This window comes from Rathayibacter sp. Leaf185, assembly GCF_001423885.1.
Lineage (GTDB): Bacteria > Actinomycetota > Actinomycetes > Actinomycetales > Microbacteriaceae > Rathayibacter.
This window is the reverse complement of the sequence record NZ_LMPP01000009.1, coordinates 192,443-209,069: the sequence shown is the minus strand read 5'-3', so window position 1 is coordinate 209,069 and position 16,627 is coordinate 192,443. Positions and strand designations below refer to the sequence as shown.

Below are 16,627 nucleotides of genomic sequence, written 5' to 3'. Positions count from 1 at the left end.
CGGGCGGGGCTGTCCGCAGTGCGGCGATCAGCCTAGTGTCTCGCCTCCGCCGTCCGCCGAGCCCTCGGAGGGTGCACGCCCACCGCCGAGGCGGCTGCCCTCGGCTCCGGAGCGGCCGTCGGCCTCGGCCTCCTTCGAGGGAGCGGCGCGCCGGGAGCTGAAGACGACGAGGCGGTAGAAGGCGAAGTTCCACACGAGGCCCACCAGCACGGCGACCGCCTTCGCGAAGTTGATCGCCAGGATGTTGTTGTCGGCGTCGGATCCGAGGAACAGCAGCGACCGGCCGAAGCTCGTGCCGAACAGCATCTCGAAGAGCCAGATGATGACGTTCTGGATGACGAGCGACGAGAAGCCCGTGATGGCGAAGAACTCGAGGAACCTCTTCACGGTCACGCGGTCGGGGTAGCGGAACACGAAGAAGTGGTTGAGGACGTACGACAGGCAGATGCCGAAGACCACGGAGACCGAGTTGGCGAGCAGCACCGGGGCGCCGAGGGCGAGCGTCATGATGTTGAGGAGCACGAAGTCGATCGCCGTGTTGAGCGATCCTGCGACGAGGAATCTCACCTGCTGCTTCTCGAAGAGCTTCGTCACGCGTCGTAGGTCTCTCGGTGTGGGTGCGGTCGGCGGCCTCGTCGATCCCCTCGGATCGCGGGCGGCCCGTCGCGGTGGATCGCGAACACGGACGGACCGGACACCCGGGCGGAGACGCGCCGTTCAGCGTGCGACTCACGACGCCGGAGAGAGCGGAACCGTCCGCACAGTGTGCCACGATTGCCTCCGATGACCCGACCTACGCCCCGTGCGCCGCTCACTGCACCCGGCGCGCCCTTCACGGCGCTTCGTGCGCCGTTCTGGCAGCGCCTCCTGCTCGAGCTCGCCCCGCTGCTCGTCGTCTCCGCCCTGGCGCTCGTCGTGCTGGCCCGGATGGCGCAGTCCGAGTGGAGTGCGATCCTGCTCTACAGCGGCGACTCGCTGGTCCTGCCGCTGCTGCACGAGTCCCTCGTCGCGGGCGAGCCGTTCGACTGGGTCTTCTCGTCGCAGCTCTTCTTCTTCCCCGAGCTCGTGATCTACTCGGCGATCGCGCTGTTCATCAGCGACCCGCGGGCCGTGATCCTCGTGAACGCCGTCGTGAACCTCCTGCTCTTCTACGCGTTCGCCCGCGTCATCGCGCGCGTCGCCCTGCAGCGCACCCGGCACCGGTTCATCGAGATCTCGGTCTCGCTCGGAGCGATCGTCCTGTTCGTCGTGATCTGCCTCCTCGAGCCGCAGCCCAACATCAACGGCTCGTCCGTCGCCTCGCTCTACCTCTTCAACACCTACTACCAGGGCGTCGTCATCATCGGACTCGCCGTCCTCGCCCTCACGCTGTGGCTGACGCGGGCCTTCCGCCGAGCCCGCTGGGGGAGCGTCCGGACGATCGTCTACGCGGTCGTGACCGCGGCCGTGACGGCGGCCGTCACGCTCTGCGATCCTCTGTACCTGCTCCAGGTCACGGCCCCCCTCGCCCTCACCCTGATCGTCATGTGGTTCGCCCGCCACCTGACGACACGGGGGGTCGCGCTGCTCCTCGCGGTCAACGTCGTCTCGGCGCTCGTCGGCCTCTGGGGCCGGAGGTTCGTCGAGCAGCACCTCGCCATCGCGCTCGACAAGTACATGGACATCGAGAAGATCCCCTCGAGCATCACGCTCCTCGGGACCACGCTCACGGAGCTCTCGTCGACCTCGGTCGGCATGTTCAAGCTCCTCCTCTGGGGCGGGGCGGTCGTGGTGACGACCGGCTTCTTCCTCTACGCGCTGTTCGCGCAGACCAGGCCGGCGCTGCGCCGGACCGTCTCCGGAGGGGAGCTGTTCCTGACGGGCTTCTCGACGCTGTCGTTCCTCACGATGGTGCTCGGCTTCTTCGTGACGGGCTCGCAGACGACCCGCTACCTGCTGCCGATCTTCGTGTTCCCGCTGCTCGCGATGATCCCCGTGGTGATCCACGTCCTCAGGCTCTCGATGCTCGTCGTGCCCTACGCCGAGTACCGGCGCAGCCTCGCGCGGTTCATGATCGGCGCGTCCTCGGCCGTCGCCGTCCTCATCGTCGCGGCCGGTGCCGTGTCAACCCCGCCCGTCGTGCGGATGGCGACCGGAGCCGACTACTCGGGCGCGGACTGCTTCGAATCCGCGATCGGCGACAGGGAGGACTCCGGCGTCGGATCCTTCTGGATCACCCGGCAGTGGGAGCTCTACGCGGACGAGCGCGGCGATGTCCTGCAGGTCGAGGGCGACCTCACCGTCATGGACTGGATGATCAACCTCTCGACCTACCTCGACAAGGACTACTCGTACGTCGTCGTCGACCCCTGGGGCCTGGTGACGGAGAAGTCGGTCGAGGTCCTGGGCACGCCGGCGTCGGTGACCGCCTGCGGCGACTTCGACATCTACGACTACGAGGGGACTCCCGGCGAGCAGATCCTCACGGACGCCGTCGACCGCAGCGCGGAGGAGAAGCTCGCCCTGCACGGGATGGAGTGACGAGGCGGGCCGGGCTGATCAGTACAGGCCCCACGGCTCCGCATAGACGTCGAACCCGGTCGTGAAGAAGTAGACGGTGTACCGCCCCAGCTCGACCCGCTCCCGCGGAGGGAGGGCGGTCGAGGTCTGCAGCTCGACGTCGTTGAACGCGCCGGTGTCGACCACGAGGACCGGGGGGCCGTCGGAGGCCGCCAGCTCCTCGTACGGCGGGTAGCGCCTGATCGTCAGGGCGGCGACGGTGATGTCCTCATCGGTGGAGGCGGTCAGCGTCGCGCTCAGCCAGTAGTTGCCGTACACGTGCTCGTCTCCCCGAGCCTCCAGCAGCGAGACCACGGGGGCGAACGCCGGATCGAAGCGCGCTGACGTGTCGACGGTGAAGTGGGCGGACTTGTCCCCTACCGCCCACGAGGTCACGGCCACAGCGCCGATCACTGCCGCGACGGCGAGGGGACGCCATCGGGAGACCAGCCAGGCGAGGGACGCCGCGAGGGCCGGAGCGAGGAACGCGGAGTAGCGGACGGAGTCCGGGGCGAGGTCCAGGCCCGCACCGTAGACGAGCACGACCACCACGAGGACCGCCCCGACGGCGAGGAGGACGAGTCCGGCCCGGCGGACCGCGAGACCGACGATCAGGAGCACGACGATCAGGATCGCCGCCGTCCCTCCGACAACCGCTGCGAACGTGCGGTCGGTCGCGTCCCCGAAGGCGGCGGGGAGCATCGAGTCGAAGAGCGAGACGAAGCTCTGGGCCGTCGGCGACCACGTCCCGCCACCGAGGGACTCGGTGGCGCCCTCGGAGTGCAGGGCCTCGATGATCCACGGGCTCGCGGCCGCGAGCGCCGCGACGACCCCGACGAGCAGGTGGAGAGGTCGGCGGATGTCCCGGAGGGCCAGCCAGACGGCGGCCGGTGCGGCGACCGCGAGGCTCATCGGCGAGGTCCACAGTGCCAGCCCTCCGAGAAGGCCCGCTCCGATCCACATCAGGTAGGGCCTCGTGAGCGGAGCCGTCGCGACGGCGATGACGCCGAGGCCGAGCACGAGGCTCGGCCCGTAGAAGCCGGGATCCCTGGTGCTGATCATCAGGATGACCAGTCCGGGGAACCAGAAGAGCAGCCCCGCCGTGGTGCCGGCCGTGCGGCCTGCTGCTCGCGCCACGATGGTGCGCAGCAGGACCGCGGCGCCGAGGAACCACAGCACGGAGACCACCGCGAGCACTTCGACATGCGCACCGAGCACCGTCATCACGATCCCCGCAGTGATGGGCAGCAGGGTGCCGCCGTAGGACTGGCCCCAGAAGAACGCCGGCAGCTCGCCCTCGGCGACGTGCTTGGACATGAGGAAGACGACGGCGTGATCGGTGTCGAACACGTGCCCGGGGCTGAGGATGAAGAGGATTCTGAGAACGAGCCCGGCGGCGGCGAGAGACCAGAAGACGATGCCGTCGACCGAGGGTCGCCGTCGTCCGGGGGCGGATCCGTCGGGTGAGCGAGCGTTCACAGTCCTCCGTCACAGGCGCAGCGTCGGCCGGACGCCCGCTCGACGATAGCCCAGGACGGCTGCAGTCGGTGGTGCGCGGCCTCCTCGAGCGGAGCGGAGGTGATAATCTCACTCGCTGTCCTCCGAGCCCGCGGCCTGGACGCTGAGAGATGACGGAGCCGGCAGTGGTGGAACAGCATCGGCGCTTCCTCGTCGCCGGCGGAGCGGGATTCCTCGGATCCACTCTGTGTGCCGAGATCCTGCGCCGAGGGCACGACGTCGTAGCGGTCGACAGCCTGCTCACGGGCTCGCTGCGCAACATCGCCCCTCTCCTCGAGCACCCGGCCTTCTCGTTCGTCGAGGACGACGCCGTGAACGCGGTGACACTCCCCGGCCGGTTCGACGTCGTGCTGCACTTCGCGTCGCCCGCGTCGCCGCCGCGGTACCTGGCGCATCCGATCGAGACGCTGCACGCGGGCTCCTCCGTGACGGAGGCGCTGCTCGAGGTCGCCAAGCGCGACGGGGCCCGATTCGTCGTGTCCTCGACGTCGGAGGTGTACGGCGATCCCCACGTCCACCCGCAGCACGAGGAGTACTGGGGCAACGTCAATCCGAACGGACCGCGCAGCGTCTACGACGAGGCCAAGCGGTACGCCGAGGCGATCACCTTCGCGTACCGCCGGTACTTCGGAGTCGACACCGGCGTGATCCGGATCTTCAACACCTACGGGCCGAACATGGACATCGACGACGGCCGGGCCGTACCGGCGTTCGTCAAGGCGGCTCTCGCCGGTGAGCCGATCCCGATGCACGGGGACGGCACGCAGACCCGCTCGCTCCTCTACGTCGACGACCTCGTCGACGGGATCCTCCGAATGGCCGACTCGGCGGACGCGGGCCCGATCAACCTCGGGAGCATCGACGAGCTCGAGCTGGGGGACCTCGCGCGCAGGATCGTCGCGATCATCGGCAGCGACTCCGAGATCCGCTACGAGCCGCGGCCGGTCGACGACCCGGAGCGGCGCAAGCCCGACATCACCAAGGCGCGCGAGATCCTCGGCTGGGAGCCCACCGTGCCCCTCGAGGACGGCCTGGCCCGGACCATCGAATGGTTCGCCGCCACCGCCACCGCCGCGAAGTAGAGAGAGAACCGCGACCCGTGAAGCTGTCCATCCTCATGCCCGTCTACAACGAGCAGGCGACCCTCCAGAAGGCCGTCGACCGCGTGCTCGCGGTCCGATTCCAGGAGGGCGTCGAGATCGAGTTCGTCATCGTGAACGACGGCAGCCGCGACCGCACGAAGCAGATCCTCGACGCGCTAGAGGACCCCCGCATCCGCGTCTTCCACCAGAGCGTCAACCAGGGCAAGGGCGCCGCGATCAGCCGCGCCGTGCAGGAGGCCACCGGCGACTACGTCATCATCTGCGACGCCGATGAGGAGTACCGGCCGAGCGAGATCCCCTCGCTGCTCCAGCCCGTCCTCGACGGCGACGCGCAGCTCGTCTACGGCAGCCGGACCTTCGGCTCGCACACCTCGTTCTCGTACTGGTACGTCATCGGCAACAAGGGCGTGAACCTCGTCACGAACATCCTCTTCAACGCCTACATCTCGGACGTCGAGACCTGCTTCAAGCTGATGCCGCTGAGCCTCTACCGCTCGCTGGAGATCAAGGAGAAGGGCTTCGGGATGGAGGCGGAGGTCACGGCGAAACTCCTCGCCCGCGGCTACCGCCCCTACGAGGTGGGGATCAGCTACAAGGCCCGCACCCGTGAGGAGGGCAAGAAGATCACCGTCAAGGACGGCTTCGAGGCCCTCTGGATCCTCGCGAAGATCCGCGTCCGCGAGGGCTCCCGCACCCGTCCTCCGCAGAGCACCGCGTCCTGAGGTGAGCAGAGCTGAAGAACCAGCCGCGGCTCGGCCGGGCCTGCTGTCGCGCCTCGTCGCGGTCTACCGGGGTCTGCTGTCCTACGCGCTCAAGTTCGGCGTGGTGGGCGTTCTCGGGCTCGTCGTGGACGTCACGGTCTTCAACCTGCTCCGGCTCAGCGGGGAGCACCTGCTCTCGGGTCCGATCGGCGCCAAGGTCGTGGCCGTCGCCGCGGCGACGGTGGTGACCTGGATCGGCAACCGCTACTGGACCTTCCGCGAGCACCGGCGAGCGAACTACGTGCGCGAGCTCGCCGAGTTCAGCACCGTCGCCGTGGCAGGCATGGCCGTGAACCTGCTCCCGCTCTACGTCTCGCACTACGTGCTCGGCTTCGACAATCTCGTAGCCGACAACATCTCGGCCAACGTCATCGGACTCGCCCTCGCGACCGGCTTCCGCTTCGTGCTCTACCGCTACTGGGTCTTCGGCCACCACCGCTCCGGTGGAGTCGTCGACTCGCGCGAGGCCGAGGTCGCCGCGGCGGCGCTCTTCGAGGACGACGAAGCGGCGGTCAACGACACGGCTCCGATCCGACGCCCGAGCTGACGCCGAGCGGTGGTCGATCCCGAGCGGATCGCGCCTGCCGATTAGGATGACCGGGTGACAGACGTGAGCGGAGACCCGCGCCTTCGAGCGGGCGACGAGAAGCCAGATGCCGGATCCGCGGGAGTCGTCGAGACGACCGCCGCCGAGCGCACCCCCCGGGCCGAGACGATCGAGGAGCTGCGGGCCGAGCGCGACGCCCTGCTCAACGATCCTCTCGACGCGTGGCTCAAGCACATGCACGTCGGCGGAGTGGTCGCGTCGGCCCCGTTCGAGCAGACGCTCTCGTGGCGCGTGACCAAGCCCCTGCGCGCCGTCCGGCTCTTCCAGCTCCGCGCGGCGCAGCTCGGAGTGCGCGGTGCGGTCGGGCACACGGCCCGGTACGCCGCACGCCGGCTCGGGCGCCGCGGATGAGCGCCGAGGACCTCGACGCCCCCCTCCGCCGCGCTCTCCTGACGCAGCGACTCGAGCAGCTGGCCCCCTTCCTGCTCGAGCCGGACGAGATCGACGCCCTCGCGGGTCGAGGTCCCGGGCCCCTCCTCGATGCGATCGCGCGCCGCACGAAGGAGCGAGCCTCCGACGACCTGACCTGGCTCGCCCTCACCTCCTTCCTCGCGGTGTTCCCGGTCGAGCACTTCTTCCTCTGGTTCCGCCGATCGCTCGAGTTCTGCGAGCCGAACGAGGCGATCCGCGTCTTCCTGTCCGCCGGTGCGCGCGCCTCGACCGGCTACGCCGACCTCGGGTCGCGCCTCGAGATCGTCACCGACTCGGTGATCGCCGACGTCGACTTCTGTGCACGCCATGCGCACCAGACCGGGATCCAGCGGGTCGTCCGCAACACGATGCGCCGCTGGCACGGCACCCACGAGGTCACACCGATCGCCTGGGTCAACGGGTCGATGGCCATGCGCCGTCTCAGTGACATCGAGCTCTCGCGTGTGATCGACTACGAGAACATCCGGTCGGAGCCCTGGCGCGACGGAGACCCGGAGGAGGTCCGCTTCGTCGTGCCGTTCCGGTCGACGGTCCTCATCCCCGAGGTCCCTGGCCTGAACCTGTGCGCGCCCTACGCGTCGCTCGCGGCCTACTCCGGCAACCGCGTCGGGCTCATCGGCTACGACGCCATCCCGGTCGTGAGCGCCGATACCGTGCCCGGCATCGAGACGGCGCGCTTCGTCAACTACCTCTCGATCGTCAAGCACTCGAGCCATGTGGCGGGGATCAGCGAATCGGCCTCGGACGAGTTCCGCGGATTCGTCGACGCGCTGCCCGCGCAGGGTCTCACCGGCCCGCAGGTGGACACCGTGGCGCTCCCGGTCGACCGGCCCAACCTCGTCGACGCCTCCCTCGCACCCTCCACCGTCGGTCCCCTCGTCCTGTCGGTGGGCAGCACGGAGCCGCGCAAGAACCACCTCGCCGTCCTGCACGCCGCCGAGCGGCTCTGGCGGGAGGGGCTCGTCTTCACCCTCCGCTTCATCGGCAACGGCAACGACTGGTCGACGCGCGTCTTCGACGCGCGGATCCGCGAGGCGCAGCAGGCGGGCCGCTCCGTCGAGCTCTGGCGCGGCGCGAGCGACGAGAAGCTCGTCGCGTCGTACGAGAACGCGCGGTTCCTCGCCTTCCCGTCCACCCACGAGGGCTACGGTCTCCCGGTCGCGGAGGCACTCGCGCTGGGGGTGCCGGCGCTGACCTCGAGCATCGGCTCGCTCGCCGAGATCGCGGAGGCGGGCGGCTGCGTCACGGTGGACCCCGGCGACGACGAGGCGATCTACGAGGGCATGAAAGAGATGCTCCAGTCCGACGAGCTCATCGAGCGGCTGCGGCAGGAGGCGCTCGCGCGTCCGAAGCGGACGTGGGACGACTACGCCGAGGAACTGTGGGGCGTCCTGGTGGGCGCCACCGAGAACGAGGGAGCGCCCCGTGCGTAAGTCAGTCGCGATCGACCGCATGAGCGTGCTGCTCGAGGCGCTGGCGCCCGAGCTCGCCCCGGAGGCCGAGGTCGACGCTCTCGTACGCCAGCTCGCCGGTGTCCTCGTCGCCCCGCGCGCGGACGAGATCTGGCTGACCCTCTCCGTGCTCACGGGCGCTCTTCCCCTCCGCGACGACGTCGTCGACGCCGTGCGCCTGGTCCGTCTCGACGGTGCGACGGCTCTGCTGCGCTCACTGGTGCGGGAGCGCGCGAACGGCTTCATCCTGAACCGGCTCCAGATGCCGCGGGTCCGCGTCGTCACGGCGGCAGTGGTCGTCGATGTGCACCACACCGCGCGCACCGGGCTCGCCACCGGGATCCAGCGGGTCGTCCGCAAGTCGATCGCCGAGTGGACCAAGCAGCACCAGATGGTGCTCGTGGGCTGGGACAGCGCCGACCGCACGCTCCGCGAGCTCGACCCGCCGCTGCGCAGGAACGCCCTCTACGGCACGGTGCCGGACGCCAAGGCCGACCCCTCGAGCGACATCCTCGTCCCCTGGCGCTCGCGCTACGTGCTCCCCGAGCTCGCGACCGAGGACGAGCGCACGTCGCGGATCGCCGCGATGGCCGAGTTCAGCGGGAACGCGACCTCGACCATCGGCTTCGACTGCGTGCCCCTGACCACCGCCGAGACGGCGCACATCGGCATGAGCGCCGCCTTCTCGCGGACCCTCGTCGCCGTGAGCCACATGGACCGGATCGCCACGATCTCGGAGGCGGCCGCAGTGGAGTACCGCGGCTGGCGCGAGATGCTGGCGGGAGTCGGCCGCAGGGGTCCCGACATCGAGCCGATCCTGCTGCCCTCCGAGGCCGGCGAGGTCGATGCCGCGGCGCTCGCACGGGCGAAGGAGAAGCTCGTGACCCGGGAACTGCCGCTCGTCGTCTGCGTCGGCAGCCACGAGCCGCGCAAGAATCACCTCGCCGTGCTGCACGCGGCGGAGCTGCTCTGGCGGGAGGGCCTCGAGTTCAGCCTCGTCTTCATCGGCGGCAACGCCTGGAACAGCGAGGGCTTCGACGCGCAGCTCGCCCGGTTGCAGGCAGAGGAGCGCGAGGTGTCCTCGTTCTCGGCCATCACCGACGAGCTGCTCTGGAGCGCCTACCGACTCGCACGCTTCACCGTGTTCCCCTCGCTCAACGAGGGCTTCGGGCTCCCCGTCGCCGAGTCCCTCGCGGTCGGCACTCCGGTGCTCACCGCCTCGTACGGCAGCATGGCCGAGATCGCCTCGCAGGGCGGAGCCGTCGGTGTCGACTCCCGGGACGACCACGCCATCGCCGCGGGCATGCGCTCGCTGCTGGTCGACGACGAGCTGGTCGCACGGCTGCGCGCGGAGGCCCTGGCACGGGACAACTCGTCGTGGGCCGAGTACGCGAGTGAGCTCTGGAGCTACATGACGGGTGAGACGCCCACGGTGGCCGTCACGGGCGCGAGGTCGACCTCGGCCTGAGACCGGCGAGCTCCTCCGCTGCCTGCACCAGCGCGGCCGCCGCGTCGGACCAGGGTCGTACCGATCCGGGCTCGACGCGACGGGGCTCGCGCACGGCGGCCTCGAGGGCCGCGACGAGCTCGGGCTGCGATCGCGGGTCGACGAAGGTCGCGGCGTCCTCGTGCCCCGCGAGGGCGTCGCGGATCCCGGCGATGTCGGAGGCGATGACGGGGGTCCCCGACGCCACCGCCTCGAGAGCGGGCAGACCGAAGCCCTCGTGGAGCGAGACCAGCGCCACGGCGTCTGCGCCCGACATCAGCGCGGGCATCATCGCGTCCGAGACGGGCTGCGCGGCGATCCTCGCGTCGACACCGGAGTCGACTGCGCGCTCGAGCTCCTCGCGGACGTCGTCGTCCTCCCAGGCGTTCGCGCCGACGAGCAGGAGCGTGTGGCCCGCCGGGCGCTCGGCCGCCGCGTAGGAGCGGACGAGGTGCGCCAGGTTCTTCCGGGGCTCGATCGACCCGACGAAGAGCACGTAGCGATCGAGGTCGAGCTGCGCAGCGACGGCGGTGCGCTCCGCCTCGGGCCTCGGGCGGAACACGGCGGTGTCGACGGTCGTCGGGAGCACCCGGATCCTCGACTCGTCGACGCCGAGGTGGGTGGTGATCTCCGCGGCGGCCGACGGCGTGCCCGTCGCGACGAGACTCGTGCGAGCGAGCCAGCGCGGGACGTTCGCGGTCAGCGTCCGACGGCGATCGGCCGGCACGAGACCCGGCTCGACCGCGAAGCAGACATCGTGCAGGAAGGTGATCGAGGGGCTGATCGTCCGCCAGTTCCGGAAGTTGGGGAAGAAGTAGACGCCTCTGCCGGTGAGCAGGTCGATCGGGAGTCCGGTGCGAGTCAGCAACCCGTAGACCCGCCGGGGGAGGGGAACGCTGCGCAGGCGCGCTCCGGCGGGAGCGTGCCTCGCGACCGCGGCCCGCTCCGAGGCGGGCATGATCAGCACGACCTCGACGCGGTCCGCGAACTCCGGAGCCATCAGGGCCGTCACGGTCTCGACGAGCACGTGCCCGACACCCGTGAGGGCGCCGGCGGCGAGGGGGGTCGCATCGATGACGAGGCGGACCGGGCGCCGGCTCACGCCCGGGTGACCCCGTCCACGGTCGCGGAGGCGGCGACGCTGACCAGACCGACCCGCTTGTCGCTCCGCTCGACGGTGAACCGCGCGCCGACCGGCACACGGGTGAACTCGCCGTTGCCGAGCGTCGATGCCGACGCGTGCACGGCGTAGGTGCCACCGCCGAACCGGATGTCGGGGAGATCGAAGACGACCGTGGTCTCCTCGGTCAGCGGGGGGTGCTCGAAGCCCAGGCGCATGGTGTTCGTGCCGAAGACGATCTGTCCCATCGGAGTGTCGACACCGATGCCCAGGAACCAGCGCTCCAGCGGCGTGCTGCTGAGCGGGCGGAGCGTCACCGAGATCCGGAGGTCGTCGCCCGGGCGCAGCGTCCGGTTGCCCTCCTCGACGGTCCCGCCGTCGAGCTCGATCGAGACGATCTCGGCCGGCTGGATCAGCTCGACCTCTTCGCCGGTCTCCTCCGCCTCGACGATGGCCTCGGCGGTCTCGCGCTCGACGCGCTCCTGGCGGGTCGACTCGAAGCCGTTGCGGAGCACCTCGAGCCCGCGCGCGGTCTCGCCGTCGTAGATGACGTTGCCGTGCTCGAGGACGATGGCGCGATCGCACAGCTCGCCGACCTGCTCGAGCGAGTGGGTCACGAGGACGATGGTCTTGCCGGCGCGCTGGAACGCGCGGATGCGGTCCATGCACTTGCGCTGGAAGGGCTCGTCGCCGACGGCGAGGACCTCGTCGACGAGGAGGAGATCGGGGTCGGTGTGGATGGCGATCGCGAAGGCGAGCCGCACGTACATGCCCGAGGAGTAGAACTTCACCTGCGTGTCGATGAAGTCGGCGATCTCGGAGAAGTCGACGATCGAGTCGAACTTCTCCTCGAGCTCCTTGCGCGAGAGACCGAGGATCGCGCCGTTCAGGAAGACGTTCTCGCGGCCGGTGAGGTCGGGGTGGAAGCCCGCGCCGAGCTCGAGCAGGGCCGCCAGGCGCCCGCGGCGCTCGACCGTGCCCGTCGTCGGCTGGATGATGCCGCCGATGAGCTTCAGCAGGGTGCTCTTGCCCGAGCCGTTCGCTCCGATCAGGCCGACCGTCGACCCCAGCGGGATCTCGAGGTCGATGTCGCGCAGAGCCCAGAAGTCGTCGCGGTGCTGCTTGCCGCGCCCGAAGTTGACGATGCGCTCCTTGATGCTCTTGTCCTTGCGGATCACGAAGCGCTTCGAGGCGTTCTGCACGCGGATGATGGTGGGCATCGCCGCCGAGTCGGGCTCGGTCGGGGCCTGGATGTCGAGGGTCATGGCTCAGATCTCCTGTGCGAAGTTGCCCTCGAGGCGGCGGAAGATCCGGTGGGCGACCCACACCAGGACGACGCCGACGAGGAAGATCAGGAGCAGGCGGAGCTCCATGTGACCGGGCCAGGGCTGGGGCGGCACGATGATCGGGGCGTCGGCGGTGCCGAGGTTGTTCTCCTGCGAGCCGGCCGACCAGATCGCGCGCTGGAAGGCGAGGACGGCGTTCGTCATCGGGTTCAGCAGGTAGAGCTGAGCGACCCATCCGGGGACGGCCTGCGCCACGAAGGCCCAGGCGTAGACGATCGGCGAGAGCCAGAAGAAGATCTGGATCCCGACCTCGACGAGGAACTGCACGTCGCGGAGGTAGACGTTGAGGGCCGAGAGGGCGAGCGCGAGTGCGAGGCCGTAGACCAGGACCACGGCCAGCGCGGCCGGGATGTAGAGCAGGTTCCAGCTGATGTCGATGCCGCCGAGCAGGACGGCGCCGACGATGAGCACGAGGAACTGCACCGCGAAGTTGAACAGCGCGGAGCCGATCGTCGCGATCGGGAAGATCTCGCGGGGGAGGTAGACCTTCTTGATCAGGCCGCCGTTGCCCAGGATGGAGACCGTCCCGCTGCTCACGATCTCGGCGAAGAGGCCCCAGATGGTGAGACCGGAGAAGACGAAGATCGCGAACTCGGGCACGTTGCGCGCCGCCGAGAGGAACTGGCCGATCGCGATGTAGTAGATGGCGAGCATCACCAGCGGACGGATCAGCGTCCAGAGGAAGCCGAGGCTCGAGTCCTTGTAGCGCTGCTTCAGCTCGCGGTTCACGAGGAGCTTCAGGAGCTCGCGGTGCTTGAAGATGTCGACGAGGGACGAGACGAATCCGCTCCGGCTCTTCACGCCCGGCTGCGTGCCGCTCTGGTGGAAGGGCTCGCGAGCGATCGCGTCGACGCGGTCGACCGCGCGCGTGATCGTCGAATTCCTGGTGCTCATCGGTCTCCCAGCCATAGCACTGCCGTGGCGGCAGCCAGATCATTGTACGTACCCGCTCCGGAACGCCGAGGGGGCGGCGCGGGGCGGGGCAGTGGCCGCATCAGCCGGTGCGTCGGGCGAGCTCGAGGTCGTTCTCGACCATCCTCGCGACGATGTCCTCGAAGCCGACGGTCGGCGCCCACCCGAGGGCCGCACGGGCCTTGGAGGCGTCTCCGCGCATCTCGGGGGCGTCGACAGGGCGGGCGAATCGCGGGTCGATGACCACGCGGTGCTCCCAGTCGGAGATGCCGGCGGCGGCGAAGGCCGCGCCGACGAACTCGCGGACGGAGTGCGCGACTCCGGTGGCGACGATGTAGTCATCGGCCTTCTCGGCGCGCGAGGCGCGGACGAGGGCGTCGACGTAATCGGGCGCCCAGCCCCAGTCGCGTCGGGCGTCGAGGTTGCCGAGGGTGAGCTCCTCGGCCGCGCCGGCGGCGATGGCCGCGACCCCTGCGGTGATCTTGCGGGTGACGAAGCTGTCGGGCCGGCGGGGCGACTCATGGTTGTAGAGGATCGCCGAGGAGGCGTGCAGGCCCCGGCCGCGGTAGACGCCGACGAGGTGGTGCGCGAACGCCTTCGCGGCGCCGTAGGGCGAGACCGGGCGGATCGGTGTCGACTCCGTCTGCGGGTTCTCGGTGGCGGCTCCGAAGATCTCGGAGGAGGAGGCCTGCACGAAGCGGACCTCGCGCCCCGACGACTCCTGGAGCGCGAGCGAGGCCTCGAGGAGCGCTGCGACCGCGGTGCCGGTGACCTCGGCGGTCAGCACCGGCTCCTTCCACGACAGCGCCACGGAGGAGATGCCCGCGAGGTGGAAGACCGTGTCGGGTGCCGACGCCGCGACCGCGCGGCCGAGGCCGTCCGCGTCGCGGAGGTCGCCCTCGAAGGGGCGGACGGCGGAGGGGAGCGACGAGTCGTCCCCTCCGCGCACGAGGGCAGCGACGTCCCACCCGTCGGCGAGCAGGCGCTCGACGAGGTAGCCCCCGTCCTGCCCGCTCGCCCCGGTGACGAAGGCGACCGGCACGGCGGCTACCTGTTCAGCTGGGTCTGCTCGGCGAGGTCGTTCTCGACCATCATCGCGACGAGCTCGGGGAAGGAGACCTTGGGCTCCCAGCCGAGGACGTCGCGGGCCTTCGCCGGGTCGCCGATGAGCAGGTCGACCTCGGCGGGGCGCATGAACGCGGGGTTCTGCGTGACGTAGGGGGTCCAGTCCTCGATGCCGACGTGCTGGAAGGCGATGTCGAGGTACTCGCGGATCTCGTGCGTCTCTCCGGTCGCGACGACGTAGTCGTCACCCTCGGGCTGCTGCAGCATGCGCCACATCGCGTCGACGTAGTCGCCGGCGAAGCCCCAGTCGCGCTTGGCGTCGAGGTTGCCGAGCTCCAGGGTCTCCTGCAGGCCGAGCTTGATGCGGGCGACGGCGAGGCTGATCTTGCGGGTGACGAACTCCGGGCCGCGTCGGGGCGACTCGTGGTTGAAGAGGATGCCCGAGGAGGCGTGCATGTCGTAGGACTCGCGGTAGTTGATGGTCATGTAGTGACCGAAGACCTTGGCGACGCCGTAGGGCGAGCGCGGCCAGAGGAGGGTCTCCTCGCTCTGGGGGACCTGCTGGACCTTGCCGAACATCTCGGAGGAGGAGGCCTGGTAGAACTTCACGCGCGACATGTCGGAGCCGGCGTAGAGGCGGGTGGCCTCGAGGATGTTGAGGACGCCCTTGCCGGTGACATCGGTGGTGAGCGACGCGTTCTCCCACGAGTACGCGACGAACGAGATCGCACCGAGGTTGTAGACCTCGTCGGGCTGGGCCACGGCGAGCACGCGGACGAGGCTCGAGACGTCCGTCAGGTCGCCCGTGAGCAGCGTGACCTCGGGGACGGTGCGCCGGACCAGCTCGTACTTGGGGTTGTTCTGCCCGCGGACCAGGCCGAAGACCTCGTAGCCCTTCGAGACGAGCAGCTCGGCGAGGTACAGGCCGTCCTGGCCGGTGATTCCGGTGATCAAAGCGCGGGGCACGTGGTGGTCCGTTTCGTCGTGGGTCGATGACAAGCGGGCTACATACTACCCACCGGCCTCCCGGAGGCCGGGGATCCGGCCCGGGGCGGCGCCCGGTGGCGCTTCGGCCGGGTGCTCGGCGGGGGACCGCGCGGGTATCCTGACCCGGCTCGGGAGCGGTCGGGACACCGGATCGACCCGGCCGCCCCACGCACGCTCGACGCGATTGGACGCCATGCCCGAGAACCTGCCCGTCACCCTCGCCGTTCTCACCGTCGACCCCGGCGGGATGGGCGGCGGCGAGACCTATGCGCGGGCGCTCACGCGCCTCCTGGTGCCGCGAGAGGGAGAGGAGGGGCTGCGCGTGCGCGCGCTCGTCCCCGAGAACGCGCGCGGTTTCAGCGAGGGCGTCCCCGAGATCGTCGCGCAGGGCGTGGTCAGCGGCGCGGGGCACCGGCGGCGCGCGATCGGGATGCTGCAGGCGGTGCTCCGCACGCTCCGGCTGCGGCGTCTGCTGGGTCGCGACGAAACGCTCTACTTCCCCTTCACGGTGCCGCTGCCCTACCCCTCGCGCAGGCAGGGGCACGTGCAGATGGTCTTCGATCTGCAGCACCGCGATCTGCCGCAGCTCTTCCCGCGCGTCGAGCGCGTGTTCCGGAGGATCGCCTATGAGGCGACCGCGCGCCGCGCCGATGCCGTGATCACCATCAGCGCCTTCACGAAGGGCCGTATCGTCGACCTCCTCGGGATCCCGGAGGAGCGCGTCCACGTCTCGCACCTCGGCGTCGACACCGAGCGGTTCCGCCCGAACCTGGGGGAGCGGGACGCCTTCGTCTTCTACCCGGCGCGCGCCTGGCCGCACAAGAACCACGCGCGGCTGTTCGAGGCGATGCGCCTGCTCCGCGCGGAGGGGCATCCCCTGCGTCTCGTGCTGACGGGCGGAGATCTGGATCGGCTCGGTCCGCTGCCCGACTTCGTCGACTGGCGCGGGCACGTCGACGACGAGGCGCTCGCCGAGCTCTACCGCCGGGCCGCGGTGCTCGCGTTCCCGAGCCTGTACGAGGGGTTCGGCTTCCCGCCGATCGAGGCGATGGCCTCGGGATGCCCGGTCGCCGCCTCCGACGCCGGCTCGCTGCCGGAGATCTGCGGGGACGCGGCCGTCTACGTCGACCCGCTGGACCCGCGCTCGATCGCCGACGGGATCCTCGAGGCGATCCGCCGCGGCGGCGAGCTCGGCCCGCTCGGGGTCGAGCGCGCCCGCAGCTTCAGCTGGGAGCGCTGCCGCGAGGAGCACCTGGCCGTGTTCCGCGCCGTGGCGGAGCGCCGCCGGGGCCGAAGGTGAG

At 70.1% G+C, this 16,627-nt stretch carries 15 protein-coding genes; 8 read left to right on the top strand and 7 right to left on the bottom strand.

Going from position 1 to position 16,627, the window contains the following annotated elements:
- Positions 1-27 precede the first annotated feature (27 nt).
- Positions 28-594 carry a GtrA family protein gene (locus tag ASG06_RS18900; RefSeq protein WP_082499370.1) on the bottom strand — a complete coding sequence of 189 codons (567 nt, stop codon included), beginning with the start codon at positions 592-594 and terminating at the stop codon, positions 28-30.
- A gap of 189 nt (positions 595-783) precedes the next feature.
- Between ASG06_RS18900 and ASG06_RS18895 the strand changes: the two genes are divergently transcribed.
- A complete protein-coding gene (locus ASG06_RS18895) occupies positions 784-2,520 on the top strand; it encodes a hypothetical protein (protein WP_056045297.1) in 1,737 nt (578 codons plus the stop codon).
- 18 nt (positions 2,521-2,538) lie between these two features.
- Here the strand turns inward: ASG06_RS18895 and ASG06_RS18890 are convergent, their stop codons facing one another.
- Complete coding sequence (locus ASG06_RS18890) at positions 2,539-4,017, bottom strand: hypothetical protein (RefSeq protein ID WP_056045296.1); 1,479 nt, start codon at positions 4,015-4,017, stop codon at positions 2,539-2,541.
- Positions 4,018-4,181: 164 nt separating this feature from the next.
- Between ASG06_RS18890 and ASG06_RS18885 the strand changes: the two genes are divergently transcribed.
- From ASG06_RS18885 to ASG06_RS18860, 6 genes are read left to right on the top strand one after another with little or no spacing between them, the layout of a single operon-like run.
- Positions 4,182-5,138, top strand: coding sequence for an NAD-dependent epimerase/dehydratase family protein (locus tag ASG06_RS18885; RefSeq protein WP_231727846.1), 957 nt, complete (start codon positions 4,182-4,184; stop codon positions 5,136-5,138).
- Between the two features lie 17 nt (positions 5,139-5,155).
- Positions 5,156-5,881 (top strand): glycosyltransferase family 2 protein, encoded by a 726-nt coding sequence (locus ASG06_RS18880; RefSeq protein ID WP_056045281.1) that lies wholly within the window; start codon positions 5,156-5,158, stop codon positions 5,879-5,881.
- Position 5,882: 1 nt separating this feature from the next.
- Positions 5,883-6,467: a GtrA family protein gene (locus ASG06_RS18875; protein ID WP_082499369.1), complete on the top strand. Its 585-nt coding sequence runs from the start codon at positions 5,883-5,885 to the stop codon at positions 6,465-6,467.
- A gap of 54 nt (positions 6,468-6,521) precedes the next feature.
- Positions 6,522-6,878, top strand: a complete 357-nt coding sequence (locus ASG06_RS18870) for a hypothetical protein (RefSeq protein WP_056045278.1) — start codon at positions 6,522-6,524, stop codon at positions 6,876-6,878.
- Entirely contained in the window at positions 6,875-8,392 is a 1,518-nt protein-coding gene (locus ASG06_RS18865) for a glycosyltransferase family 4 protein (protein ID WP_056045275.1), read from the top strand. Before ASG06_RS18870 ends, ASG06_RS18865 begins: the two co-directional genes overlap by 4 nt.
- Entirely contained in the window at positions 8,385-9,878 is a 1,494-nt protein-coding gene (locus ASG06_RS18860) for a glycosyltransferase (protein ID WP_056045272.1), read from the top strand. The genes ASG06_RS18865 and ASG06_RS18860 overlap by 8 nt, the downstream gene beginning before the upstream one ends.
- Here ASG06_RS18860 and ASG06_RS18855 read toward each other — a convergent pair.
- The 5 genes from ASG06_RS18855 to ASG06_RS18835 form a co-directional block, all read right to left on the bottom strand.
- Positions 9,850-10,998, bottom strand: coding sequence for a glycosyltransferase family 4 protein (locus ASG06_RS18855; RefSeq protein ID WP_056045270.1), 1,149 nt, complete (start codon positions 10,996-10,998; stop codon positions 9,850-9,852). The genes ASG06_RS18860 and ASG06_RS18855 overlap by 29 nt on opposite strands.
- Complete coding sequence (locus ASG06_RS18850; RefSeq protein WP_231727844.1) at positions 10,995-12,281, bottom strand: ABC transporter ATP-binding protein; 1,287 nt, start codon at positions 12,279-12,281, stop codon at positions 10,995-10,997. Before ASG06_RS18850 ends, ASG06_RS18855 begins: the two co-directional genes overlap by 4 nt.
- Before the next feature lie 3 nt (positions 12,282-12,284).
- Positions 12,285-13,256, bottom strand: a complete 972-nt coding sequence (locus ASG06_RS18845; RefSeq protein WP_056045268.1) for an ABC transporter permease — start codon at positions 13,254-13,256, stop codon at positions 12,285-12,287.
- Between the two features lie 100 nt (positions 13,257-13,356).
- Entirely contained in the window at positions 13,357-14,316 is a 960-nt protein-coding gene (locus ASG06_RS18840; RefSeq protein WP_056045264.1) for a GDP-mannose 4,6-dehydratase, read from the bottom strand.
- A gap of 5 nt (positions 14,317-14,321) precedes the next feature.
- Entirely contained in the window at positions 14,322-15,305 is a 984-nt protein-coding gene (locus ASG06_RS18835) for a GDP-mannose 4,6-dehydratase (protein ID WP_056045262.1), read from the bottom strand.
- A 214-nt stretch (positions 15,306-15,519) separates the two neighbouring features.
- Here ASG06_RS18835 and ASG06_RS18830 point away from each other — a divergent pair, with 214 nt between their 5' ends.
- Entirely contained in the window at positions 15,520-16,626 is a 1,107-nt protein-coding gene (locus ASG06_RS18830; protein WP_056045259.1) for a glycosyltransferase family 4 protein, read from the top strand.
- The last annotated feature ends 1 nt before the right edge of the window (position 16,627 follow it).